Genomic DNA, 25715 nt, shown 5'->3' with positions numbered 1-25715 from the left:
AATCCCGTGACCGCGAAGACCAAAGGAGGCGGGTACATACATGCGTCAATACGAGATGATGATCATCCTCGATCCGGAAGTTGACGAGCGCAACCTCCAGCCCAAACTGGACGACATGCTGAAAGTCGTGCCAGCCGAAGGCGGAACCCTCGACAACGTGGACATCATGGGCAAGCGTCGCCTTGCCTACGAAATCAAGAAGAAGACCGAAGGCATTTACGTCGTCGTCTTCATGACGGCCACGCCAGCCACCGCACAGGAACTCGACCGCCAGCTCGGCCTTAACGAAAACGTTATGCGCACCAAGCTACTGCGTTACGAGCCCGAACCTGCAGCCGAATAAGAAGGAGAGCTGACATGGCAGGCGAACCAATTATTACCGTCGTCGGAAATCTCACTGCAGATCCCGAACTCAAGTACGTTGGCTCGGGTACGCCAGTCGCATCCTTCACGGTCGCGTCGACCCCGCGTACCTATAACCGCAACACGGGCGAATGGGAAGATGGCGAAGCCATGTTCATCCGCTGTTCCGTGTGGCGTGATTACGCTGAGAACGTCACCGAATCCCTGACCAAGGGGATGCGCGTGGTTGTTCAGGGCAGGCTCCAGGTCCGTAACTACCAGCGCCAGGACGGCTCGCAGGGCACGTCTGTGGAAATGCAGGTAGACGAGGTTGGCCCCTCACTGCGTTACGCAACGGCACAGGTCACCAAGACCTCCGGCCGCGGCGCAGGCGGCGGATTCAACCGTGACCAGCAGGGCTACGGCCAGCAAGGCTATGGGCAGCGAGGTCAAGCTTCATATAACGCGCCCCAGGGCGGATCGGCGAATGATCCGTGGGCCCAGCAGGGCGCAGGTGGTTCGGCGTTTGACGACGATCCGCCGTTCTAAAAGTTTTTGTTCACAGAAAAAGAGGATTCAATCATGGTTGCAAAGCCAGTTTTGCGTAAGCCCAAGAAGAAGTCGAACCCGCTCAAGACCGCCAAGGTCGGCAAGATCGACTACAAGGACACCGCAACTTTGCGTAAGTTCATCTCCGACCGCGGCAAGATTCGTGCTCGCCGCGTGACCGGAGTCAGCACGCAGGAACAGCGTCAGATCGCGCGCGCAGTGAAGAACGCCCGCGAAATGGCTCTCCTGCCGTTCTCCAGCTCGAACCGCTGAGGAAGGGGATAAGTTTTATGAAGATCATCCTTACTCACGAAGTTGAAAAGCTCGGCAAGCCCGGCGATGTGGTCGAGGTTAAGGACGGCTACGGCCGTAACTACCTGATCCCGCGCGGATATGCCACGAAGTGGACGAAGGGCGCTCAGCGTCAGATCGACCAGATGAACGAGGCACGACGCCGTCGCGTCACCGAAGATATCGAATCGGCACGCGAATCGCGCGAGGCTCTCGAAGCCGGCCCGATCACGATTGCGAAGACTGCCGGCTCGAACGGCCGTCTGTTCGGTGCGGTGACCACGGCCGATGTTGCCGAAGCCGCATCGGAGATCACCGGTAAGAAGATCGACCGCCGTCAGGTGAACCTGACCGGTTCGCTCAAGTCCGTGGGCGAATATGTTGGTTCGATCAAGCTTGCTGACGAGATCAACGCCGCGATCAAGATCGAGGTTGTTGCTGCCGAGTAACTTAAGCAGCTGTTTGTGGGGCCCTACCATTCGGTAGGGCCCCACTCTTATTATGTGATCCCGTTCACAAAGATTAAATACGCGACGGCGGCCTTGCTAAATTAGGTTAGGGTAACCTAAAACTTGAACCGTTCTGGAGAACCAGGCTGGTAAAGGAGCACGTAGGCAGTGACGTCAAAGCAGATGACCACTACAAGAAAAGCCACGCCACGAAAGGCTAGGCTCATCGGCCTCGTTCTTGCTTTGATGGTTGTCCTGGCCGCGTGCGGCAGTGGAACGGGCACCCAGCAGCAGGGGGATACAGACCCGGTCAAGCTTTCCGATGCCACGTTCGCTGAAAATCCGAAAGAGTACGTCGGCCCATCGACCGCGGTGATGACAAACAACGTGGTTCGCCCCGTGGCGGATAACCCGAAGCCGCAACTCCCTGTCACGGTCACCGACGCTCAGGGCACGGTCACCACGGTCACGGACGTGTCGCGCATCCTTGCCATTGATTTGTACGGCACGGCCTCCCGCACGGTCTACGAACTAGGCTTGGGCGACAACGTGGTGGGCCGGGATACGTCGTCGGGATTCCCGGGTATTGAAGACAAGCCGGTGGTCACGCAAAACGGCCACAACCTCAACGCTGAAGCCATCCTCGAACTAGCGCCCACCGTGATCATTACCGACACCTCGCTCGGCCCGTGGGACGTCATGCTCCAAATGCGCGACGCCGGAATCCCAGTGATCGCCGTCGATTCCAAGCGCGATATTGACTCCACAGAAGAATTCACCATGCAGGTGGCCGAGGCGCTCGGCGTGCCAGACGAAGGCCGCAAGCTAGTCGAACGCATCCAGTCTGAAACCACCGAGGTTCTCGAAGAAATCGACCAGTACGTGCCGAAAGACGATTCGGAGCGGCTGCGCATGATGTTTTTGTACGTGCGCGGACAGGCCGGGGTGTACTACATTTTCGGCCCTGGATCGGGCACGGACTCCCTCATTGAAGGGATCGGAGGCATCGATGTGGCCAGCGATATTGGCTGGGAGGGCATGCAACCGATGACGGACGAGGCAATCGTCGAAGCTCAACCTGATCTGGTGCTCATGATGACACTCGGCTTGGACTCGGTAGGAGGCGTTGACGGCCTACTTGAAGCCGTGCCCGCTCTCAAACACACGCCGGCCGGCCAGAAGAAACGCATCGTCGACATGTCCGACTACGAAGTGATGAGCTTCGGGCCAAACACCCCGGGCGTGCTGGAAGCGCTCGCGATCGCCGTCTATGCACCTGAGACGAAGGTGCCGCCGTCGCCACTATGCGGCGTGCGAATCGACTGCGGGGGTGAATAGTCGCCTATGAGTATCGCTGCCAAGCCGCTTGTTTTCGCGCCGGAGCGCACGTCCGGCAAAGAGGCGAACGCGCAGTTACTCACCAACAACGCCGCGCAGGCCGTACTCAAACGGCAGTCGACAGGCCGCAGCCGTTGGCTGTTTATCGTGCTCGCAATTGCGCTGGTCGTCATGATCCTTGTTGCCGCGGGGGTGGGGCAGATGTCGATCACCCCGGCCGAAGTGGTCGCCTCGATCCTCCGGAAAATCGGCATAGAAACAGGTGTTACCGCAGAGCACCAGTACTATGAGGCGGCGTTGTGGGATGTGCGCTTCCCGCGCATCGCGCTCGCCGTGCTCGTAGGTGCAGGGCTGGCCACCGGCGGCGTGCTCATGCAGGGCGTGTTCGGAAACCCGCTGGCTGAACCGGGAATCGTAGGCGTGTCGTCCGGTGCGGCGGCGATGGCTGCGATGGTCATCGCACTCGGTCTTGACGTGTTTGGTTCGTGGACGCTCGTGGTCGGCGCGTTCATCGGCGGCCTCATCGCCACGCTCACCGTCTATCTCACGGCACGCAAGAACGGGCGCACCGAAGTGGTCACCCTTATTTTGACGGGCGTCGCCGTCAACGCCGTAGCCGGCGCCGTCACCGCACTCATGACCTTCCTTGGTGACACGAACGCCCGCGAAGAAATCGTGTTCTGGCAGATGGGTTCACTCAACGGCACGCGCTGGCCAGAGGTCTACGTGGCCGCCCCGGTCATGATCGTGGGCATCGCCGCGTCGCTGTTTTACATGCGCAAACTTGATCTTCTTGCGCTCGGCGAACGGCAGGCCCGGCATTTGGGTGTCGACGTCGAACGGTTGCGCCGCGAAGTCATCGTGCTGGTTGCCGTCATCACCTCGGCCGCGGTGGCCTTTTCGGGGATCATCGCCTTCGTGGGCCTCGTCGTGCCGCATATTGTGCGGATGATCGTCGGCCCGGGGCACAAAGTGGTGTTGCCGGCGTCGATCCTTGGCGGCGCTGTGCTGCTGTTGTGTGCGGACACGGCGGCGCGCACGCTCATCCCTTACGCAGACATGCCGATCGGGATCCTCACCGCACTCGTGGGTGGCCCGTTCTTCTTCTACCTCATCAGGCGCACCCGCCGCGGCGCAGGGGGGTGGAGCTAATGGATTCGCGTCCCACGCCTTCGCTGGGTGGCCCCGCGTTGGGTGGCCCCGCGATGAGCGGCCGCAACCTCAAGGTCGAGCTCGGCGGCAAAACAATCATCGAAGGTATTGATCTAGAGGCCTACTCGGGCCAGATCCTCGCGCTCGTCGGCCCGAACGGCGCCGGCAAATCCACTCTGCTCAGCGCCCTGACCGGCGACTACGCGCTCAGCGACGGCGAGGTGCACATCCGCGGTGAGGTCCAGTCCGGGCTGTCGGTCCAGGAGTTGGCAAAGATTCGCGCCGTGCAAGTGCAAGAAAACCAGTTGTCGTTTGCGTTCACGGCGAGCGAGGTTGTGCGGATGGGCCGCGCAGCCTGGGCGCGCACGGAAGAGGAGGTGCGCGACGACGTCGTTATCTACTCCGTCATGGCGGACACGGAAACCACGCACCTAGCGCAACGCACCTATCCCACCCTGTCTGGCGGAGAAAAAGCCCGGGTGACGTTTGCTCGCACGCTCGCCCAAGAAACGCCGATCATGCTTCTTGACGAGCCGACCGCCGCGATGGATATCCGCCACCAAGAGGCCGTCCTGCAGCTGGTACGTCAGCGAGCCGACGACGGCGCCGCAGTCGTCATCGTCGTCCACGACCTGTCAGTGGCAGCAGCCTATGCGGACCGGGTGATGATCTTGCGCGATGGCAGGCTGGCCACGGTGGGCTCACCTCGGGAGGTTCTCACCTCCGAGATTCTGTCAGACGTGTACGGCTATCCCATTGACGTGTTCGACCATCCGCGCTCTGGCGAGCTCGTCGTCGTTCCTCAACGTACTCACCAACACACTCAACCTGTCGAGTTGGAGGTTTCCCTATGATCTCGTCTATTCAGGCAAAGCATTCGGCGCGCATTCTCAGCGCGATTGTCAGCCTCCTGCTGGCGCTCGCGGGTGTCATAGTTGTCGGCGCGGCAAGCCCGGCACATGCCGCTGGTCAAGTAGTCGTGTCCGGTATTGGCGGGCAGCCGGTGGTCTCGGCGTCGGGGGTCACCGACATCCGGGTGTCCGGGCGCGGATTCCAATCGCTCCAGGGAGGTTTCGGCGGAATCTACGTGCTTTTCGGCTGGGTGGACGATCCGCAGGGCGGAAGCTGGAAGCCTTCCCGCGGCGGGCAGACCGGCGTCAACTACGCCTACGTTCCCGATACCGAGGAAAAGGACAATCTTGGCTACATGCGTTTCGTGACGTTCCCGGGATCGTCGACGGCGTCCGCAGCCAATGGCGGGGAAATCGCGGCTGACGGCAGTTGGAGCCTGACCATGCGCACGCCCGGCGCACGGTTCGTCACCCGCAACCGGGATGGCAGTGAGCGGACGATTGACTGCACCCAAGTACAGTGCGGGATCATTACGATCGGGGCACACGGCGTCGCTAACTCATCAAACGAAACGTTCACGCCCGTCACGTTCCAAGGCCAGGCCGGGGACGCGGTCAACGTGAACGTGGATAATTCGGCTGCGCAGGCGAACCGGCAGGCTGCCGGTGATCGCACGGTTGGCGGGCAGCGGGTTGCCAATCCGCAGCAGGCCGCGATTGACGAGGCCGCCCGCCAGGCACAAGGCAACCAGCAGCCGGGCGAGAACGACGGCGAGGTGACGGCCTTACCCGGATCGGGCTTCCTCACACTCGCCTTGCAACAAAAAGCTATCCAAGCCGGTGCCGTTCTTGGTTTTACCGGCCAGGGTTTCCAACCGGGTGAACAGGTGGTGGTTACCCTCGGTGATGGGTCGACGGGCGCAGGCCCGCTTATTGCGGGAACGCGCGGCGAAGTGGCTGGCGCGATCCCGATTCCGGCCGATGCCCGGCCGGGAACCCAAGTGTTGCGGGTAACGAGCGCGTCAACCGGGCAGACGGTTGAAGAGCAGTTCCGGGTGTACGCCCCGATCGCAGCCGCAGATGGCGAAGACGCCGAGGATGGCTGGTCGTGGGGTCTACGCGTAGTGATCCTTATCGCCGCGCTGATCGTCGCGTTCATTGTTGCTTCCCTCATCATGTCTGGTGTTCGCCAGCGGAGGCAGAAGAAACAGATTGCAGCACTCGAGGGCGCTGGACTCTCGCAATCAACGCCGCGGGATAGCGAGGAGCCAGCCACGCAGACTCGGCGGATGCGCCGAGTGAGCATGAAGGACGGTGAGACCCAGTGAGAAAGCTACGCATACTCGTCCTGCTGCTCGCGCTGATCTTTCCGGGCTTGATCGCTCCTGGGCTTGCGGCGCCGGCTAGCGCGGATGAGACCATCGACGTCGAAGTTGAGATTCCCGAGCCGCCAGCCAAGCCCTCCGATCACAGCCTCGTTATTTCCAACGCGGAGCTGCGCTGGGGTATCAACGTGGAAACCAATTCGGGCGCGTTCTTCGGTGGCTGTAACTGGGTGCAAGCTGGTGAGGCTGGAAACTGGGGCAGGTCGGAAGTGTGGACGGATGCCCGTTTCTGGAAGAGCCGAGATGGGAACGTGCGTATCGAAAAGCCGGACGCCAACGGCAACATGGTTGAGCCCACGTGGGAGAACAAGTGCCAGGACTTATCTGGTTCGCAGCCGCGCAACGTCACCACATTGGAGACCCACGAATCTGGACAAGGCACGAAAGCTGAAGTGGTCATCACAGGCGGAACAGGTAAGTACGACGCCGATACGGACACCTTGCGTATTGAATGGCAGGGTTCGTTCACGGTGGTTTTCTACGGCGGTATGACCTACTGGTGGGCACGCAACCCCGTCCTTGAGATCCGCAACGGCGTGGGCACGCTGACCGCTGATCTTGGCGGGTACGGCGCAGACATGCACGATTCCTCGCGCTGGGAAGTCCTCCCAGTGCACAAGAACGTGCCGCTTGCCCAGCTTAGCGGAGTGAAGCTCGTACGTGATCACAATGGGAGGCTGACCGGTTTCCAGCATCGCCCCGACTATGAAGGCGTGAAGGTGAACGCGGCGGCGTCCGGGCCGTCCCAACCGCAAAACCGTACCGAGCCAGGCTGGGGAGCCTTCCCACAAGAATTCATCGACTTCCAGGTGCTGACCGGGCAGGCCGGATACTGGTACACGAGCGGAGGCATTCGCGATCGTGCCAAGCCGCCGCATGACATCATCGTGTCGTTTGACGCGAGTAACCCGCTTGATGCCGAGCGCCCCGACGTGGCCGGACCTCCGCCGTCGTCAGGCACGCAGCAACAACCGGGCTTGCCCACGCAACCGCAACCGCCTGATCAACCCGGGCAGCGGGTAGCGCCCCAGAATTTGGGAGTTGCCGGTGCGGGCGTGACCACGGTGCTGCCGAACACGTACGAGCCCGTTGACCTTAGTGCGCTGATCGCAGCGATACGGGGCGAGGCCGAGGGTGAGGACGTGTGGTACGCGGGGCACACCCCCGAAGCGCAAGACATCGAATGGCTGGGCGGCGGACTCATACCGCCCGCGGTTGCCGATTTCGTACGCGATCACCAAAAGACTTTCTGGTGGGCCCTTGCGGGCTTACTAGTGCTGGGCGGAATCACTATCTACGCCTACCGAAGGGGATGGCTCACTGTGCCGTGGGCATAGGGCCGGACTCAATCAACACACAACATCATGGAGGATGACATGAAGAACACAGTCAAGCGCTTCATCTCCGGCGCGGCTGGCCTAGCCTTGGCGGCGGGTGCCTTTCTCGGCCTCGCCGTCCCGGCACAGGCCGCACCCGTGACGGTTGATGATGCGACATTCCACTGGCAGGTCAATCGCGAAGCTGGCAGTGGAGCATATTTCGGGGGTTCGAACTGGCTCGTCGCCGGCGAGCTCCCAGACGTACACGGAGTCGTTGGCCGCGGAGCTACCGTATGGAGCGACGAGGACGGCGCGAAGTACTACAAGGCCGCAGAGGGCAACGTGACGATCACGCGCCCCACCTTCGATCCAGAGACGAAGACTCACAACTTCGACGAGCAGGTTCCTGCCACGTGGGAATTCCGCAATTCGCAATCCCCTACGGATGCGTCTTTCGCTCTCCGGCCGTACCTCGCGTCCTGGAATCAGGTGAACATCGCCAACGGCACGGGCTGGGTTGATCCGGCAGCAGGTACCGCTGAAATTCAGTGGACCGGCTCGTTCTCGCTCGTGTTCTACGGCGGCATGACCTACTGGTCAGTCAACGATCCGAAGCTCACGGTCCAGGACGGCAAGGGCGTTGTGACCGCCCGCCTGTCCGGTTACGGTGCGTCGATGCAGGACCTGACCAAGTGGACAAAGCTGGACGACGCGAACAACGCGACGATCGCAACGCTGAGCAACGTCGTCGTCACCGAAAACGGTATCGAGTCGACCATCGACTACGAGGGCGTGGAGTTTGACTCGTCCGCCTATCCTGATGCGACCCCGCAGGACCGCTCCAAGGAAGGCTGGGGCTCGTTCCCGCAAGATTGGGTGGAATTCAATATCGGCACCGGTCAGAGCTCTTACTGGTACTCCTCGGGTGGCGCGGCTGATCCGCGCAAGAAGGCCGAACCGATCACGATCAACTACACGGCCCAGATCCCTGCAGAGCCGCTCCCCGAGTGCTCTGTTGACGGCTCGGTTGGTGCCGATGGTGATGCGAACATCTGCGTCGACACCGAAATCCCGGTACAGCCAGGCGAAGAGCCGGGTGAAGATCCGGACGATCCAGTTGTGCCACCGGCACCGACCGGCGAGTTCCGCTGGAAGGTTGCAGAGAACAACGGGGTTGTGCTCGGTGGGTCGGCCTACAACGAGGGCGGTAACGTAACGGCGACGGGCGAACTGCCAACGGTCACCGTGATTGATACGCGCTCGAACTCGGGCGGCTGGTCCGTCTCCGGCGTGGCAAGCGACTTCACTGCTGCTTCCGGTACGGAAAGCTTCGGTGCGGCCGCACTTGGCTGGGCGCCACAGGCGAACGCTGAAGGCATCGCAGCTGGCGTAGTTGAGCCGAACAATCCGGGTCTGGCCAACACGGCACAGCTGGGCAGCTCGCTGGGAGCAACTGGTGAGGCCGGCGTGCAGTTGAAGGCTGCGCTCAACCTCAACGTGCTCAAGGACAACGTGCCGAAGCCGGGTAACTACCGCTCGACACTGACCCTGACTACGATCGCCCAATAGAATAAGCGACGACCCTAGGTGCGTGGCTCGCTCCGGCGGGCCACGCACCTGCTACACGCCGCGCTAGCATAGGACATTCCATGACATCACGCACTCCTTCCCGTTACCGGTCTGTTTGGTTGGCGATCATCGCCATGCTCATGGCCGCACTGGTTGTTTCAGTGCCGCTGCCGCACGCGCGGGGCGCCGCCCAGGAAGTGGAATGGTCGGTGGCCCCCGCTGATGGTGATTTCGGTGCGGGGCGCAGTTCGTTCCGGTATTCCGTGGATCCCGGGGCGTCGTTCACGGATGCGATCGTGGTGCGTAACTACAGTGCGATCACTCTTGACCTGCAGGTGTTTCCGCTCGACGGTATCGTGACCGATTCGGGCACGCTCGGCTTGCCGCCGTCGGGCACTCCAAGTACGCAGATTGGCGCGTGGGTAACCGCCGATAAGGCTGAGGTGTCGATTCCGGCCGGTGGAGAAGAGACCGTGACCTTCCAGGTGAACGTGCCGGCCGACGTCGCTCCCGGCGACTACGTGGGCGGCCTGGTGACATCGCGAACGGCTCCCGGTGCGAACCAGGTGAATATTGAATCGCGGCTCGCCTCCCGGATTGTGGTGAGCGTGGCCGGGGATGCCGCGGTGGGAACTCAGATTGACAGCGTAGAAGTGGTTGATGTTGACGGCGCGTGGATTCCTTTCACACCCGTCAAAGGCACCTTGCGGTACACGGTGACGAACACGGGTAACGTGCTCACCCGGGTGAATACCAATAATTCGATCACGTTGGGCTCAGTTCGCGACGTCGCGGCTGGCGGCACCGGGGATCCGGAAGCTGCGAACAGCGTCGAGCTCATGCCGGGCGGGACGGGCGTGTTCGAACAGGAAATTTCTGTGTGGCCGGCGTTCTTCCACAAGGCTAGTGTGGAGATCACGCCGGAGGCGTTGACGGGAGAAATAGGCGAAAGCGTGTCAGCTTCGGCCACGGTGTGGGTAATCCCGTGGGGATCGCTCGGCGCGATCGTGCTGATTGCGGCGGGAGTGGTGGTGGGCGTGCGCGTTCACCGCTCGAATAAGGCGAAGGAAGCAGAGTTGGCAGCACACAAAGAACGGCTCTTGAACGCTGACGACGACGCGCAAACAATCCGCGAATGACGGTGAGGAGACACATGACGACGACGCAGGCACGGCAACGGAACGAACACTCGCGCGCTCGTGGGGTGGCTCGCACGTCTACAGCGGGTAACCGGGGTAGTCAGGCACACGTTCAGGTGGGCACGGCAGGAGGCCGAGCAACCACGCGCACGGTCATGCTCGTGCGGATTGGAAGTGCGATAGCGACGGCGGTCGCAGTCGTCATGCTCGGGCAAGCGATCGGAACGTACGCTGCCAACGCCGGGGCGAATGTGACCTCATGGCTTGCCGGTGCCGTGTGTGCCGGGCTTGTGGCCGGAGCGCTCGCGGGCGCCGAACTCATCATTGGCACCACCGGTGCTCGCCGGGAAGAAAAGCAGCTGCGCCGCCAAATCTTACACACCGCGTTTGAAGCGACCACGTTACCCAAGAATGCCGAGGAAGATTCCGATTCGGGTGCGCTCATCACGATGGCCACGCAGAACGCCGAAAAGATGACGGAATACCGCCAGCAATACTGGGGATCGACCAAGGCGGCGCTGCTAGTGCCCGTGCTCGTCGTCGCCTATATTGCGGCGGCTATCGACTGGCGGCTCGGACTCGGAATGGCGGTCGCCGTGCCGATCATTCCGGTGCTCGTGATTGGCTTCCTCGTGGTGTTGCGGAAAGTGTCTAAGCAGTCGCGGCAAGAACGCGCCCGGCTGACCACGCAGTATATGGACGCGCTGCGTAACCTCACCGTTATTCGGCTTTTTGGTGCTGGGCCGCGGCTCGAGAAAAAGCTCGCTCAGCAGGGCGAGCGCAACCGCGGCGCGATCATGCGGCTCCTCGCTGGTAACCAGCGGGTGATTATCGTCATCGACGGCGCGCTCTCGCTCGTCATGATCTGCTGGTCCGTGTTCCTCATCAGCCAGGGCGTACAGCGTGGAACCATCGACGTCACCGGGGCGGTCACCGCAATGCTGCTCCTCGTACTCCTGCTTGAACCGCTCACCCAACTCGCCGGCTTCTTCTACATTGGCATGGGCGGGATCGCCTCCGAAAAGATCATTGGCGCCTACATGGGCCGGGAGCAGGCCAAACAGGCAGCAGCGATACGGCCCAAGAGTGCTGGCGACGCCGGGGCGGGGCGTGGGTCAACGCGGGCTGTCGAGCTGCGGGATATTACCTATGACTACGGCCGCGGCGAAGTACTGCACGGCGTCAGCCTCAGCCTCGACTACGGCGAAAAGGCTGCGATCATCGGACGATCGGGAGCAGGAAAATCCACGCTGCTGTCGATCCTGCGCGGCTCCCTACCGTTGCAGGGCGGGGCTGCTTACGTGGGCGGCCAGGACCTAGGCGCTCTCAGCGCGCCCGACATCCGCTCCCTTAGCGCTACGGTTTCCCAGTCGACGTGGTTGTTCAGCGGCACGATCGCAGACAATCTTCGGATCGCCAACGAACACGCCACCGAGGCCGAAATGTGGGAGGCGCTCGCGGCCGCACACGTTGCCGACGACGTGCGAAACATGCCGCTCGGTCTCGACACCGAGGTGGGTGAACGCGGGGCGCAGCTATCCGGCGGGCAGGCCCAGCGCGTGTCGCTCGCCCGCGCCCTGATATCCGGCCGCAAGATTCTGTTCCTGGATGAGCCGACGTCGCAGATCGACCTCGCCTCCGAAGCCGCGATCATCGATGCGATCGGCGAGCTCGGCCCGGAATACGCGCTGCTGATCGTTACCCACCGGCATTCGCTTTTGGAGATCGCGGACACGGTGTACGAGATGGCCGACGGCACGATCCACCGTCTGCACGAAGAAAGGAGCGGGCGATGAGTGAACCTTCCGTCAAGCAGATTTTGAGGTGGTTGACCTCGATCACGCGACCCGTGCACGCACCCCTGCTGGCCTCGACCATGTTCCGCTTCGCCTACCTCACGCTCGAAATCTTGTTGTTTGGCGTGGCCGGGTGGGGCGTTGCGAAGATCGCCCAAGGTGAGGGCTCCGCGCACCTGTTGCTGTGGCTGGTGGTCATCGCCGTCGTGAAAGCGCTGAGCTTCTACCTCGAACAGTTCCTCGGGCACTATGTGGCCTTCAAGGCGCTCGAACTGTTGCGCGGGCATTCGTTTGCCAAGCTGTGGCCGAAGGCGCCAGGCATTTTATTGCACTCGCGTTCTGGCGATTTGCTCGCCTCCCTGACGGCCGACGTGCAGCGGATCGAAGTGGTTTACGCGCACACGTTCGCCCCGGTCGTGTCGGCCGTCGTCGTGCCGACGGCGGTACTCATCACGGTTGGCGCCACGGTGAGCTGGCCGCTCGTCGCGATCCCCGCCCTGTGCTATCTCGTGTCGATTGCCGTGGTGCCGGTGTTGGGAATCCGGCGGTCGTTCGCCGCCACCGACGCCGCGTTGCGCGCTCGCGGAGAATTAACAGCGCACGTCACCGACTCGATCTTCGGCATCGAAGAGGTGGTTGGTTACGGCCGCCAAGAATCCCGCCTGGCAGAAACGGACGAGATATCCGACGTCGTTAACCGGCATTCGCGCACGCCCGCCTACTATCGGGGGCTGCGCCGCGGGCTCAACCTGCTGTTGCTGCTCGTGTCGACCACCGCCGTCGTCGGGGTTGGGATGCACCTGGAGCTCGCGTTGCCGCTGCTGGTTGGCCTAGCCGCGGGAAGCTTGCGCCTGTTCGAAGGGCCGCGCGGCGTGGAAGACGCCGTGGGCGCGCTCGACGCCTCGATCGCATCGGCCCGCAGGCTCTGGCACCTTACCCACGCGCCCGAACCCGTCACCAGCGGCAGCCGGGACTTCCCAGAGCTGGGCGGCGGCGTGGAATGGCGCGATGTCACCTACACGTATCCCAGCTCGCGTACGGCGCACGTCGCCGCCGTGAAGAACGTGACCGTGACGGCGCCTGCGGGTAAGCACACGGTGTTCGTGGGAACGAGCGGCAGCGGCAAGACCACCGCGTTGCAGCTCCTTTTGCGTTTCGACGATCCCGACTCCGGGCAGGTACTCATCGGCGGCGTGCCAGTGCGCGAGCTCAAGCTCGGCGAACTGCGCTCGAACGTGGTGCTCGTGCAGCAGCGCAACCAGCTCCTGGACACAACGATTGCCGAAAATCTGCGGCTTGGTGCCCCGACGGCGTCGGACGACGATCTGTGGTGGGCACTCACCGTGGCTGAACTCGACGCGGAAGTGCGCGCCATGCCGGACGGCCTGGAGACGAAGGTGGGCCAAGACGGCTCGCAGCTGTCCGGCGGGCAGGCCCAACGCCTGAGCCTGGCGCGTGCACTGCTCATGCGGCCGGCCGTGCTGCTTTTTGACGAATTTACGTCCAACCTCAACGTTGAACTGGCACGCACAATCCGAGCAAATTTGGCGAGTGAGTTTCCGGGGCTGACGACCATCGAGGTCACGCACCGGGTGAGCGAGGCGGCCGACGCCGACGTCATCTACCGGTTCGATTCTGGGCGCGCCGAGCAGGTGTCAGCCGACCAGGTGGTTTCCTAAACCATCCACTCGTCGCCGCGCACGCGCCACAGCATCGTGCCGGCGCGCATGCCCATGAACACCACGGCATAGCCCGCCCACAGCAACAGCATCCCGGCGGTTCCCCAGCCCGCGCCCGGGCCGCTAAAAAACAGTGCTACGGGTGTGAACGCGGCCAGCGCGGCGATCATGTACCAGGCCAGCTTGCGCGTGTCGCCGGCGCCGATGAGCACGCCGTCCAAAATGTAGGCGACCGCCGCGATTGGCATTGCCGCGCTTGTCACCCACATGGTTTGGGTGGACAGCCAGGCGACGGCGTCGTCGACGCTCATCAGATGCGGAACCACGAACGAGAGCGCCGCGAGCACGATGCCGAGCACCACGCCGACTCGCAGGCCGTAGAGGAGATTGCGGCGCAAAACGATGCGGACGCGCTCGCGGTTGCCCGAGCCGAGGCCTTGGCCGACGAGGATTTGTGCTGCTGTGGCGAGCGCGTCGAGGCCGAATGAGGCGAAGTTCCACATCGTCATGACGATCTGGTTGGCGGCCAGCGCTACCGTGCCGAGCGAGGTGGCCGCCGAGATTTGGAGGAGGATCGCGCCGCGTAGGGAGAGCGTGCGGACGATGAGCGGCACGGCGTCTTTGAGTGAGCGCAGCACGCCGGCGCCGCTGGGGCGCAGGGCTACGGCGTGTGTGCGGGCCAGGTTTTTAACGACGACGCCGAGGTAGGCGCCCATCGCGATCTGCGCGATCGCCGTGCCGAGTCCGGCGCCTGCCACACCGAGGCCGACCGGGTAGATGAGCACGGCGTTGAGCGGAATGTTGAGCAGCGCTCCCGCGGTGGCGGCGATGAGGGGCGTGCGGGTGTCGGCGAATCCGCGCAACGTGCCGTTCGCCGCGAGGACGAGCAGCATGCCCGGCAGGCCGAGCGCGGAGGTGCGGGCATACCGGACTGCTTGGTCAAGAACGGGCGCTTCCGGGCCGAACCAGCCCAGAATGGTGGGTGCGAACGCGAAGAGGACGACGCCGAGGATCACTCCGAGTCCGGCGCCCAGCCACATGCCGTCAATCCCTTGGCGCAACCCCTTGGCTGGCTCGCTGGCACCAACGTAGCGGGCGGTGGCCGCCGTCGTCGCATACGACAGGAAAATGCATATCCCTACCAGCGTGGTGAGCACGGTGGACGCGAGCGACAGCCCGGCGAGCGGATGCGTGCCGAGGCGGCCGACCATCGTCGTATCGACTGCGATGAGCAGCGGCTCGGCGAGCAGTGTTGCTAGCGAGGGTAGGGCGAGCTGCCGGATGGAACGGTCGATATCGCGCGGGTTCGATTTACCTGTGGACACGGCCTAAGTATCGAGCGCGCGACCAGGTTTGACAAGTCCGCCCCGTCTACAGGATGCGGTCAAGCACCGTGAGCAAAATCGGAATGGAAATCAGCGCAATGAAAATCTTCGACCCGAACGAGGAGCCCTCGTCCTCATCATCATTGGGCTGCGCGGGCCGCGGCGGCGCAGCCGGAGCCGATGCGGGCACGGCGTTGTGGGCCGGTGGGGCTGAGCGCGCGCCGATCACCACGAGGCGTTTGTTCATCTCCGGATCGCCGCCCTGCCAGGCATCGTATTCCTCTTTGGTGAGCTCGACGCCGTCGAGCGTGTACCCGGATGAGTTGGGGATCGTTTCGTCGTCTTCCACAACACGGAGACGATCGTTGAAGAAGTTGTTGGCGCTACGTTTCATTTTGCCGACTGTCGAATCATCGCTATGAACCGTGACGCCGACGAGCCTGCCCACCTGGGTGGTCCCCGGGGGCGGGCTCATACGCTGAGGTGCTGGGGTGGCTGTGCGAGGTGGCTGGGCCATGTGAGCCCGTGGGGCCGAGTATGCCCGTGGCGCCGACTGCGCTTGCGGGGCCGAATGCGTCTGTGGATCTGGAAATGCCTGCGCAGATGCAGGCCTGTGCGGCGTTTCCTGCGCAGGCGGGCGGGGTGGCACCGGCTGGTTGGGCCCAGGGCGTTGAGTTGATGGTTCAAACCGGATCGCGGGCTGTATCGCCTGCGCGACCGGTTCGATAATCCGGGCGACTGAAGCGGAATCTTGGGCTGGCCGAGAAGAGGCGCTTTCAGGTGCGGGAGTCCACGACTTCGGCTGATTCTTTTCGTGACGCTTCTGTGCGCGCTTCATCTTGCGGGATCTGCGCTTATCAGCCTTGGCGTAGTCGCCGGCGAGGAATGCAGACTCGACCGGGCGACGCCGTTGCGGCAAGCTTAGACCCGGCCGCGGAGACACCCATGCAGAACCGGTGGTGTTATCCGATTGAAAGCCAGTCACTGTTTCCTCCCTTGCGTTCCGCCGAATCGCTGCTCACTATCAACTTTAGCCGCCTATCACCTTAATTTTACGTGGAACTAGCAAACCTAAGGTAAACGCATACTCATACTGGAGTAGGGCATTCGCTGTGGGGTACGACGTCGGGACGCCCGGCGTGACACGCGAGCCAAGCAGTTAACCTTGCCGTTGCCAAGAGGGCACGCGGAGTTAAAACTTAAAGTTAGCAGGATCACACGGCGAGAAACTGTTTTTGTGGTCGAGACGTGTTTTCCACACTTGTGGATGACCCTGTGAACGAATTGATGCCGATTTCCCATCCCGTCTCCACAGTTTCAGGAAAATGTGAACAACCCTGTGGATAACCAGGGTGAATTGCTCGCAGTTTTCCCACAGGTGCTCGGCGTGCCTCCACAGAAATACTTAAAAAATTCACAGGATATCTTCGCGCTTGTGGAAAACTATTGTTCTAATTTTTGACATCGACAGCCCGATACGTTATCCACAAGGTAACGACACGGTTAACTCACCTCCGCCACGCGATCGCAACGCACGGTGAAAGGCGCTGACCTTGTGCTGAAGAGGTCTGGTCGGTGAGGTGAAAAGTGTCGGAGCAGCCCGCTAGATTTAATGGCGAGACCAAAGGAGGCGCAGTGTCAGAAGTGTCATCATTTGAGCGCGTGCCACCGCAGGATATTGATGCGGAGCGCTCTGTTCTCGGCGGAATGATGCTGAGTAAGGACGCGATTGCAGACGTGCTCGAAGTGCTGCGCGGAGAAGATTTCTACCGCCCGGCACACGAGACGATATTCAACGTCATCCTTGAACTCTTCGGTCGCGGTGAGCCAGCCGATGCGATCACCGTGTCGTCTGCCGTGGCAAAGAACGGGGATTTGGACCGGGTTGGCGGGCGCACCTATATTTTTGACCTCGTCAATAGCGTGCCGACTGCGGCAAACGCGAGTTACTACGCGAAGATCGTGGCAGACCAGGCGAAGATGCGAAAGCTCATCGAAGTCGGTACGCGTATCACTCAGCTGGGATATACCACCGACGGCGGAGATGCGGACGAGCTGCTCAACATGGCGCAGTCTGAGGTCTATCACATGACCGAATCGCGAGCTACACAAGACCACATCGAAATGAAGGATCTCGTCAAAGAGCTTGCGAGGGAAGTTGATGCCAACGCGAGCCGAGAAGATTCCATCGTTGGTCTATCCACGGGTTTCCAGGAGCTTGACGACATCCTGAACGGTCTGCGTGGCGGCCAGATGATTATCGTGGCGGCACGCCCGGGTATGGGCAAGACGACGATTGCGATGGACTTTTGCCGCCATATTGCGATCAAGGAAGAACGCCCAGTCGCATTCTTCTCGCTGGAAATGAACCGCGTTGAGCTGGGCCTGCGTATTCTTTCTGCAGAATCTGATGTTTTCCTCAAGAATCTTTTGAAGGGCGATATTCGGCAGAGCCAGTGGGCGCGCATTTCTAAAACCCTTGAGCGGATCTCCTCTGCGCCGCTCCTCGTAGACGATTCCCCGAACCTCACGATGATGGAGATCCGTTCGAAGGCCCGCCGCTTGAAGCAACAGTTCGACATCGAGCTCATCGTTATCGACTACCTTCAGCTGCTCACGTCTGGTGGGCGCACCCCCGAATCGCGCCAGCAAGAAGTCTCCGAATTTTCACGTTCGATCAAGCTACTTGCGAAAGAGCTCGAAATTCCGATTATTGCGATTTCGCAGCTCAACCGTAACCCGGAACAGCGTGGAGACAAGCGCCCCGCCGTCGCTGATCTTCGTGAGTCTGGTTCGCTCGAGCAGGACGCCGACGTCGTGCTACTCATCCACCGCCCACAAAGTGTGGACGGCGCTCCTGACGATCCGCCGGCAGAAGTGATCGTGGGTAAGAACCGTTCCGGCCCCACGGGCAAGATCGAACTCGCATTCCAGGGCAACTACACGCGGTTTGCCAACTTCGCTGCAGACCAACCCTAAAGCCCTAAAGTCTGCATAGACCCACTGCGGCCGATCCACAAAACCTGCTCAGGCACGCCGGACATGCAGTGTGTGGATAACCGCGTGTGTGAGCGCGCACACGGGTAGAGTAGAGTCCAATGGTTTATACGCGAATCGGTCGCGTGTGGCGTGCTCAGGGAAGGTAACCGTGGTTTTCCTCGATATTTCATACCCATCATTCAATGACCGCGACGAGGTGTACGCCTGGATTAATACTCCGGTAGGTGAGGCGCCGCTCGCGATTGTGCATCTCGTGCACGGCTTAGGTGAGCATTCGGGCCGTTATCAGCGCCTCGTCACGGAACTGGTGGAAAACGGGATCGCCGTCGTCGCGAATGATCACGTCGGCCACGGACGAACAGCCATGAGGTCTGAAATCTGGAAGGACACCGGGGAAACCGGCTGGCAAACCTATGTGGAAGATGAGCGTGAGCTCGCCCGCCAGGCGATGGAATTCTTCCCCGACGCCGCCTACTACATGCTCGGACACTCATGGGGGTCGCTCATTGCGCGGGCGTACACCCAAAAATATGGCGGCATGCTAGACGGCCTGATTCTCACCGGTCCCGTGGAGCAGATGCTCGGTGCGAAGAAGGTCAACCGGAAGACACTGCAAAAACAGATCGACGCCGGTAAGGGCGCCGACAAGGTTACGCAACGATACTTGAAGCAACTGTTCGCCGGGGTCAATGACAGGTTTGGCGAGTTCGCCCATCCGAATGCGTGGCTGTGTACCGACGACGCCGTTGTTTACGACCACGAAATCGATCCGTTTAACGGCTCGGACGAAATAATGAGCTACCGGTTCCTCAAAGATTTTCTGGATTTGTACGACGCCGTCACCTCGGCGAACATTGCTGACACCTGGCCAGCTGAGCTGTCCGTGCTTCTCCTTGCTGGAGACAAAGATCCGGTAGGTAACTATGGTGAAGGTGTTTATCACCTTGCAAACAAGCTCATCGAGGGTGGAGTGACGGACGTGCACACCCAGGTGATCCCAGGAATACGCCACGAAGTGTTGAATGAGCCGAAGATCAAGAAGAACGTTGTTAACGACATCCTGATGTTCATCATGTTTCACACGGTGGGGCCGATTCTGGAAGAAGAATTTGGGGACGAGTTACCCTCTGATCTCGACGACTTCTTCCCCGGTTCGTTCGGCGGGCCTGGCGAGCCCGATTTCCCGATGGGTGGGCCTGGCTTTGGCGGCCCCGGGTTTGGCGGGCCAGGTTTTGGAGGCCCGGGCTTTGGCGGCCCCGGGTTCGGAGGGCCCGGCTTCGGTGGGCCGGGTAATATTCCGCCGAGTTTCCTTCGCGGCAGCGGGTTCATAGGAGATATTCCAGACACGATCCCGGATGACTTTATGACCGACGATCCTGACGAGGGCGCCAAGTAGACACAACGCTCCCACTGCGGGAAAACGAAGGGCCGCGGCTCCGACACGGAACCGCGGCCCACTGTAATCCGTGCAGCTATCCGAGGTACTTCTTCTCAATGCGCGCGAGCGTCACGGCGCCAATTGCGCGGAACGGATGTAGCGGATCCGGATCTTTCGAACCCGTGGGCCCACCGAGCTCGGTGTGCGCAACGGCGGACATGAGCGTGTAAGCGTCTTCCTTGCTCAGACCCTTATCGGTGGTCAGAACGTCGAACAGTGATTCGTAGGCCATGACGATCGAATCCTGGACCGGATCGCCGAGGCCAACAGCCACGATCTCGTCGGCGGTTTCCACTCGGGGAGCGCGCAGGCGCGAAAGGGAATTGTCCTCGCCTGGAGCCTTGATGAGGTCTACGCTCACGGTAGCTTCGCCGGCGGCCTCAATTGCCACGAATGAGGATTCGCCGCGGGACATCACCGCGTGCAGATCACCAATGTAGAGCAGTGCGCCCTCCACCTGAATCGGCAGATACACGGTTGATCCCGGTGCGGCGTCGGTCAGGTCCATGTTGCCGCCGGTCGGATAGGAGGGCATGACGGTCGACATCGTGACGTCCGCAGCCGCTACACCGATACAGCCGATCATCGGGGCTGCCGGCACCGACATATTCTCGGTCACATGCACCTGGCCATCCACGACCGGAATCTTGCGGGTGTACATCTCGTCACCCATCTGCGCGGCCAAAGCGCCGGCGCCCGGTAGGAACACTGACCAGCCAACCTCGGACGGGAACTGAATATCGTGAATGTGTACGGCCAGCACGTCTCCAGGTTCGGCACCTTCCACGTACACCGGCCCGGTGAGCGGGTTAAGTGTGGCAGTCACCTTATCCATCGACTTGAATTCGTGCATTTGCGCGTAGGCTTCGTCGTCGGTTTCGAACGTGATCTTCTCACCGGTGCCCGGCGCGATGCGCAGTTTCGGTTCCCGATCGGCGTGGAAGCCGTCCGTACCGTCTGCTTTACTGAGGAAATGTGTAGTCATCATGGGCTCCTTCCCCGTTGTAGTATTCGCTCCCACCGTATCCAATACGACGGCGACATGGACCCCCTGGCTTCACTGAAGCGCCGCGCGCCGCCGAAGAGTTTCGGCAACGCGCGGCGCCAGCGCATGCACCTGTTTACACGGTAAACGTGCTCACGTTCGAGTCATCCTCGGACGACGTGCCCACGTATACCTTGAACTCGCCCTTTGGAACTACGAAGTCGTGAGCGACCACGTCCCACACGCCAAGCGGGTGGTGGGTTGCGCTGGCCGGAATGTCGATCTCCACCTTCTCGGACCCGCCAGCTGGCACGGTCACCTTCTCGAATGCGACCAGGCGCTTCGGCGGCTGCCCCTCCGACGGCACGCCCAGGTACACCTGGACCACCTCGGCGCCGTCGACGTCGCCCACGTTCTTCACGGTGGCACTCACCTTCACGCCGTCGGCCGAACCGGACACCTCCACGTCGGCCAACTCGAACGTGGTGTACGACAGTCCGAAACCGAACGCGAACTGCGGTTCGACGTCGTTGGCCTGGAACCAGCGGTAACCCATCTCCAAGCCTTCGCTGTAGTGGATCGTGTCGTAGCCTTCGCCCTCGTTGATGCCGGGGTAGCGTTCGGGGTGGCCGTGGCCGATCCAGTCCTCTTCGCGCTTCGGGTAGGTGGTCGGCACCTTGCCGGACGGGTTGACCCGGCCAAACAGCAGGTCGGCAACCACGTGGCCGTCTTCAACACCCTGGTTCCACACTTCGAGGATGGTGGCGGCGTCGTCGACCCACGGCATGACCATGGGCGCCGACGACTTGAGCACGACAACAGTGTTCTTGTTCGCCTCAAGAAGCTTGGCAACCATGTCGTTCTGCTTGTTTGGCATGAGCATGGTGGGCGAATCGGCGCCTTCCGTGGCGATGAGACCAGCCATGACGACGACGATATCCGCGCCCTTCGCAGCCTCCACGGCCTCATCAAGGTTCGCCAGATCATCAGCAACGATAAACGAGCTGACCTCCGTCTTCCCGCCAAGCTCTTCGATAACGTTCTTCATGCCCGGCTCCGGATCGACCACGTAGATCGGGCTCACCTTCGACGAGCCGCCGCCACCCTGGCAGGCATCCTGAGCGAACTTCTTCTGGCCAACAATGAGCATCTTGCCCTGATCCGGCGACAGCGGAAGTACGTCGTCGTCGTTCTTCAGCAACACCGCCATTTGGGCGCCGAGCTTGCGTGCCAGCTTGCCGTTCTTCTCACCGTTGATCGGCACCGGGTTGTATTCCTTGCCGAACTGGTTGAAGCGGAACATTTGGGTGAAGCGGCGGATAAGCGCGCGGTCAATAAGATCGATTTCCGTCGAGGTGTCTTCGAGTGCGGCCTTGAGCAGATCCTCGTTAAACCACTTGGCGTCTGGCATCTCGTGGTCGAGGCCGGCGTTCAGCGACGCCGCACACGAGCGGGTCGACCAGAAGTCAGACTGCACGTAGCCTTCGAAGCCCCAGTCGCCGCGAAGCACGTCGTTGAGCAGGTAGCGATTCTCCGTAGCATAATCGCCGCGCACGCGGTTGTATGCGGACATGATCGACGCGATGTCGCCGTCCTTGACGAGCATTTCGAATGGCAGTAGGTACATTTCGCGCAGCGTACGCTCGTCAAGCTCCACATTGGTGCGGAAGCGGTCATGTTCCTGATCGTTGACGGCGTAGTGCTTGCCCATCGCGATCACGTCGTGCGACTGGATCGCCTTCGTGACCTCCACACCCATCGCACCGGATAGGTAGGGATCTTCGGAGAAGTATTCGAAGTTGCGCCCTGCGGTGACGGTGCGATGCAGGTTGACAGCCGGACCTTCGAGCACGTGCTGACCGGCGTCGGCGGTTTCCTCGCCGATGATGTCGCCGTATTCGTAGGCGAGCTCCTTATCGAAAGAGGCGGCCACGCCGATCGTCATCGGCAACGCGGTCGCTTCGGGAGCCTCTGCGCCGTCGCCCATACCAACGCCCACCGGGCCGTTCGTGATACGGAAGCGCGGGATCCCGAGCTCCTCAATTCCCTTGACATGGCGCTCCACGTTAATCTGGGCGGCCAGCTGCTCCATGTCCTCGGACGACTCAATGTCGTTCGTCATTGCGTAAATGTTGATCGTTTCCATGCCGCCGTGCATTTGAGCGATCTTCTGCTCGAGGGTCATGGCCTCGACGAGTTTTTCAGCGCGCTCCCGAGGTGAGAGCGATTCGTCCATCCAGGGACGATTCTCGGTAGTCATCATCGGTTCCTTTCCTGAAGACGTCGGTGTCTTACGTCTCAATTCTGACAGGCACCTTGGAAAATGTGGCCGGGTTTCCGTCAGTTTCCTAAACACAGGCGGGAAAACGGCATTGGGGTGCGATTTAGGGAAAACCTGCCCATAGTGACAGCAAAGACTTAGATCGCCCTGTTAGCCGACGTCGGCCAGCAGGCGGGTGAAGTATTCCTGCTGGAAATCGAGCCGGTCGATCCACATCTGTTGCGCGGCCTCGGTGGTGCATTCGTAATCGTAGAGTCCGCTCAGGTTGAACAGGTAGTCCTTAATAAATTCGCGCTGCTCGGCGGTGGATTTGTCCATGAATCGCACGTAGTGGAGGGTGTCGGCGATTCGGTAGGCGCTAAACCGATCGAGGTTATCGCAGTCGCCGATCGACGTGGCCACCGGGCCGGGATTGCGGGTGAAGGTGAGGTAGGGCTCTCCGGAGGCAGCGCGGTCTGTGCCCTCGCCGTCGGTACGCGGGTTGAACTGGCCGTCCACGTGCATGGCGATTCCTTGGACGATTTCATCGGCGGCCGATCCGTGGAAGCCTTGGCTGTCGAACCAGGAGTTGACGACGACGGCGCCCGCCCGGCCATGATCCACCGGCACTTGCGCGTCGTACTTTCCGATGTCGTGGAGGAGGCAGCCAAGCTGAAGCATGTCCGGGTCAAGGTGTGAGCGTTCGGCGACGACGCGGCCGAGCCGGGCCACGCGCAGGCTGTGCTCGAAGCGGTAACGCACGGCAGGGCGGGGTGCACTGGTGGCCTCGAGGTGGGCGCGGAGAAGTTCTTGTGTGGCGGGCAGGAGTGAGGCGGCGGTCGGTGCCATGGCTGACCTTTCGTTGACGCAGGCGGTGGTGGACTCCTTTCCCAGCTTAGACGGGTGTGGCGTGGCGTGCTTGGCGTGCGGCAATTCACAGTTGGGGAGTGAGACCGGCTTTAAAAATGGAATGAGAATCATTATCATGTAGGGAGGTTGTCGTTACACACAAGGAATGCCATGAAAACTATTCGAGAAGGTGGGGGCCTGAGGCCTCGCACCGCCGTAGCAACTTACACAGGCGCGGCCGCTAGTACGAGCGGTGCCCGCGCACATCGACTGCTCGCCGGATTCGTGGCCTTGATTGCCATGTTCGCGGCGGTCTTTTCTGCCGCACTTCCAGCGGCAGCTACCTCAGAAGATTCACAGGACAGGCCCACGGTCATTTTGACCAAGGGTCACACCGACGCCGTGACCGCGGTCCCCAACGGGCCGACGATCTCGCTCGTGTCTAAAGAAGACGTGACCGATCCGCTCGGGTACGTGACCTATCACAACCCGGATCGGATCGTGTTCGGCGTGCTGGATGCGGCGTCACAGAGCGAAACCGCGAAGCTTCCGGAGATCGGAGCGTCAGGATACTTCCTGCCGCAAACGCAGGATTACAACCTGCTGTGGCCGGGATGGGATTCCACCAAACTCGGTGAGATCGATGCGACTAAGACTCGTTTCATCACCGAAGCTGTTGAGGGCCCGGGTGACATCTTCGTGTGGCAGCAGAGTTTTGCCGGCATCCAACCGATCTTGGATAACGGTGCCTACAAGATGGTCGCAGGTACCGTGAACACGCATATCGAGCCTGCGCATCAGCACGGCAACTGGCTGTTCACCAAGCCGGGCACGTACACGCTGAGAGTGCGCGCGGAATCAGAGACTCCGCGCGGCACGCTCGTGTCTGATCCGGCCACGTACACGTTCGCTGTCGGCCAGCAGGCAATCGACGAGCACACGGCGAAGGCGAACACTGTTAAGCCAGAGATCACCCAGAACGAAACGAACCAGTCAAACACGCCCCCACCGCCACCGGGCAACCAGCAGCAACGCCAGCAACAACAGCAACAACAGCAACAGCAAGGCGGCGGAGGCGGCCAAGGTGGCGGCCAAGGCGGCGGTGGCGGTAACAACGGGGAAATCGAACCGTGTATCCCCACCCCTGTGGTTCGCGAGGGTGCATCAGGTGGCGTGACCACGAAGGTTGGCGATTCCTACACTGTTCCGGCCAACACGCACGTTCACCCGAATTGGGTGTTCACCGCGCCTGGCACGTACAAGGTCTCGCTCACGCAAACCGCGAAGCTGAAGTCCGGGAGAACCGTGAGCACGAATGGCACGCTGACCTTCATCGTCGGCGGTTCGGGTAATGCGAACTCCGGCCATTTCGATATTGGTACGACGGCGACTGCGAACGGCATCCAAATGCTCATCAAGGATGACCGCCACTCGCCGGCGCGCTGGGTTAGTCCGGCGAGCCTGACGTTCGGGCTGGGCAATGCCGCAAAGAAGAAGGCTCCGGCCGGTATCGAGTTCATTGCGTCTCCTGGTCAGGAAGTGTGGATGATTCAAGCCACGCAGGAACCGAACGTTCCGTGGGTGGGAGCTAATACCCAGCATCCTGACCTGCTACGCAACACCACTGGTGCTGTGACCTGGACGCTGACCGGAGTGACCGGGCCGGGTGCGCTCGCGGTCTTCGAGTCGGGTAATTTGGGTCAGCCGGTTGGTCGCTTCTGGTTCGGTGGAGCGACCAACGCTAAGGGCGAGTCGATCGTGGAATACGTGGGCAAGACCCCGTCTGGAGAGGACTGCGAGCTGTCTCCTGAACAGATCGCACAGCTGCAGGCTGAGGGTCATAAGGTAGCCGGTTCGTCTGGTTCTGGCGATCCGCTGTCGCACACCGGTTCCACGGTGGCTGGCTTGGCAACGGTGGCCGTCGTGCTGATTGTTGCCGGTGGCAGCCTGCTCGTGATTCGTAGGCGTAGGCGTAACGCGAGAACGGTGGCATAGCGCG

The 25715-nt window shown here is 61.5% G+C and carries 21 protein-coding genes; 16 read left to right on the top strand and 5 right to left on the bottom strand.

Annotated features, from left to right (window positions below; genetic code table 11):
- Positions 1 to 40: 40 nt before the first annotated feature.
- From rpsF to EL234_RS05060, 13 genes are all read left to right on the top strand, one after another.
- The gene (rpsF, locus tag EL234_RS05120) at positions 41 to 343 is read left to right on the top strand and encodes a 30S ribosomal protein S6 (protein ID WP_126416451.1); all 303 of its coding nucleotides are present in this window, start codon (positions 41 to 43) and stop codon (positions 341 to 343) included.
- A gap of 14 nt (positions 344 to 357) precedes the next feature.
- Positions 358 to 891 carry a single-stranded DNA-binding protein gene (locus tag EL234_RS05115; RefSeq protein WP_126416450.1) on the top strand — a complete coding sequence of 178 codons (534 nt, stop codon included), beginning with the start codon at positions 358 to 360 and terminating at the stop codon, positions 889 to 891.
- Between the two features lie 33 nt (positions 892 to 924).
- Positions 925 to 1164: a 30S ribosomal protein S18 gene (gene rpsR, locus EL234_RS05110; protein WP_126416449.1), complete on the top strand. Its 240-nt coding sequence runs from the start codon at positions 925 to 927 to the stop codon at positions 1162 to 1164.
- A 17-nt stretch (positions 1165 to 1181) separates the two neighbouring features.
- A complete protein-coding gene (gene rplI / locus EL234_RS05105; protein WP_126416448.1) occupies positions 1182 to 1631 on the top strand; it encodes a 50S ribosomal protein L9 in 450 nt (149 codons plus the stop codon).
- 168 nt (positions 1632 to 1799) lie between these two features.
- Entirely contained in the window at positions 1800 to 2969 is a 1170-nt protein-coding gene (locus tag EL234_RS05100) for a heme/hemin ABC transporter substrate-binding protein (protein ID WP_197718411.1), read from the top strand.
- Positions 2970 to 2975: 6 nt separating this feature from the next.
- Positions 2976 to 4121, top strand: coding sequence for a FecCD family ABC transporter permease (locus tag EL234_RS05095; RefSeq protein WP_126416447.1), 1146 nt, complete (start codon positions 2976 to 2978; stop codon positions 4119 to 4121).
- Positions 4121 to 4975 carry a heme ABC transporter ATP-binding protein gene (locus EL234_RS05090; protein ID WP_126416446.1) on the top strand — a complete coding sequence of 285 codons (855 nt, stop codon included), beginning with the start codon at positions 4121 to 4123 and terminating at the stop codon, positions 4973 to 4975. The genes EL234_RS05095 and EL234_RS05090 overlap by 1 nt, the downstream gene beginning before the upstream one ends.
- Positions 4972 to 6300 (top strand): hypothetical protein, encoded by a 1329-nt coding sequence (locus EL234_RS05085; RefSeq protein ID WP_126416445.1) that lies wholly within the window; start codon positions 4972 to 4974, stop codon positions 6298 to 6300. The genes EL234_RS05090 and EL234_RS05085 overlap by 4 nt, the downstream gene beginning before the upstream one ends.
- Entirely contained in the window at positions 6297 to 7694 is a 1398-nt protein-coding gene (locus EL234_RS05080; protein WP_126416444.1) for a hypothetical protein, read from the top strand. Before EL234_RS05085 ends, EL234_RS05080 begins: the two co-directional genes overlap by 4 nt.
- A 39-nt stretch (positions 7695 to 7733) precedes the next feature.
- Positions 7734 to 9245 carry a hypothetical protein gene (locus tag EL234_RS05075; RefSeq protein ID WP_126416443.1) on the top strand — a complete coding sequence of 504 codons (1512 nt, stop codon included), beginning with the start codon at positions 7734 to 7736 and terminating at the stop codon, positions 9243 to 9245.
- A gap of 80 nt (positions 9246 to 9325) precedes the next feature.
- On the top strand, positions 9326 to 10384 hold the full coding sequence (locus EL234_RS05070; RefSeq protein WP_126416442.1) for a hypothetical protein: 1059 nt from the start codon (positions 9326 to 9328) through the stop codon (positions 10382 to 10384).
- A 14-nt stretch (positions 10385 to 10398) separates the two neighbouring features.
- Positions 10399 to 12180, top strand: a complete 1782-nt coding sequence (locus tag EL234_RS05065) for an ABC transporter ATP-binding protein/permease (protein ID WP_164712376.1) — start codon at positions 10399 to 10401, stop codon at positions 12178 to 12180.
- Positions 12177 to 13859: an ABC transporter ATP-binding protein gene (locus EL234_RS05060; protein WP_126416440.1), complete on the top strand. Its 1683-nt coding sequence runs from the start codon at positions 12177 to 12179 to the stop codon at positions 13857 to 13859. The genes EL234_RS05065 and EL234_RS05060 overlap by 4 nt, the downstream gene beginning before the upstream one ends.
- On the opposite strand, the gene EL234_RS05055 is transcribed toward EL234_RS05060, so the two are convergent.
- Together EL234_RS05055 and EL234_RS05050 are read right to left on the bottom strand one after the other, a co-directional pair.
- A complete protein-coding gene (locus EL234_RS05055) occupies positions 13856 to 15184 on the bottom strand; it encodes an MATE family efflux transporter (RefSeq protein ID WP_126416439.1) in 1329 nt (442 codons plus the stop codon). The two genes, EL234_RS05060 and EL234_RS05055, sit on opposite strands and share 4 nt — an antisense overlap.
- Positions 15185 to 15230: 46 nt before the next feature.
- Complete coding sequence (locus tag EL234_RS05050) at positions 15231 to 16169, bottom strand: hypothetical protein (RefSeq protein ID WP_126416438.1); 939 nt, start codon at positions 16167 to 16169, stop codon at positions 15231 to 15233.
- 650 nt (positions 16170 to 16819) lie between these two features.
- On the opposite strand from EL234_RS05050, the gene dnaB reads away from it, so the two are divergent.
- Both dnaB and EL234_RS05040 read left to right on the top strand, forming a co-directional pair.
- The gene (dnaB, locus tag EL234_RS05045; RefSeq protein WP_126416437.1) at positions 16820 to 18163 is read left to right on the top strand and encodes a replicative DNA helicase; all 1344 of its coding nucleotides are present in this window, start codon (positions 16820 to 16822) and stop codon (positions 18161 to 18163) included.
- 169 nt (positions 18164 to 18332) lie between these two features.
- Positions 18333 to 19580, top strand: coding sequence for an alpha/beta fold hydrolase (locus EL234_RS05040; RefSeq protein WP_164712374.1), 1248 nt, complete (start codon positions 18333 to 18335; stop codon positions 19578 to 19580).
- A gap of 76 nt (positions 19581 to 19656) precedes the next feature.
- Here the strand turns inward: EL234_RS05040 and EL234_RS05035 are convergent, their stop codons facing one another.
- The 3 genes from EL234_RS05035 to EL234_RS05025 form a co-directional block, all read right to left on the bottom strand.
- Positions 19657 to 20610 (bottom strand): acetamidase/formamidase family protein, encoded by a 954-nt coding sequence (locus EL234_RS05035; RefSeq protein ID WP_197718410.1) that lies wholly within the window; start codon positions 20608 to 20610, stop codon positions 19657 to 19659.
- 133 nt (positions 20611 to 20743) lie between these two features.
- The gene (locus EL234_RS05030) at positions 20744 to 22867 is read right to left on the bottom strand and encodes a beta-glucosidase family protein (protein WP_126417252.1); all 2124 of its coding nucleotides are present in this window, start codon (positions 22865 to 22867) and stop codon (positions 20744 to 20746) included.
- A 171-nt stretch (positions 22868 to 23038) separates the two neighbouring features.
- Positions 23039 to 23716, bottom strand: coding sequence for an HD domain-containing protein (locus EL234_RS05025; RefSeq protein ID WP_164712372.1), 678 nt, complete (start codon positions 23714 to 23716; stop codon positions 23039 to 23041).
- Positions 23717 to 23887: 171 nt separating this feature from the next.
- Here EL234_RS05025 and EL234_RS05020 point away from each other — a divergent pair, with 171 nt between their 5' ends.
- Positions 23888 to 25711, top strand: a complete 1824-nt coding sequence (locus tag EL234_RS05020) for a choice-of-anchor M domain-containing protein (protein WP_126416434.1) — start codon at positions 23888 to 23890, stop codon at positions 25709 to 25711.
- Positions 25712 to 25715: the final 4 nt, after the last annotated feature.

The sequence above is a fragment of the Trueperella bialowiezensis genome (assembly GCF_900637955.1).
Lineage (GTDB): Bacteria > Actinomycetota > Actinomycetes > Actinomycetales > Actinomycetaceae > Trueperella > Trueperella bialowiezensis.
Note: the sequence above shows the minus strand (reverse complement) of the source record. Positions and strands in the feature narration are given on the sequence as shown.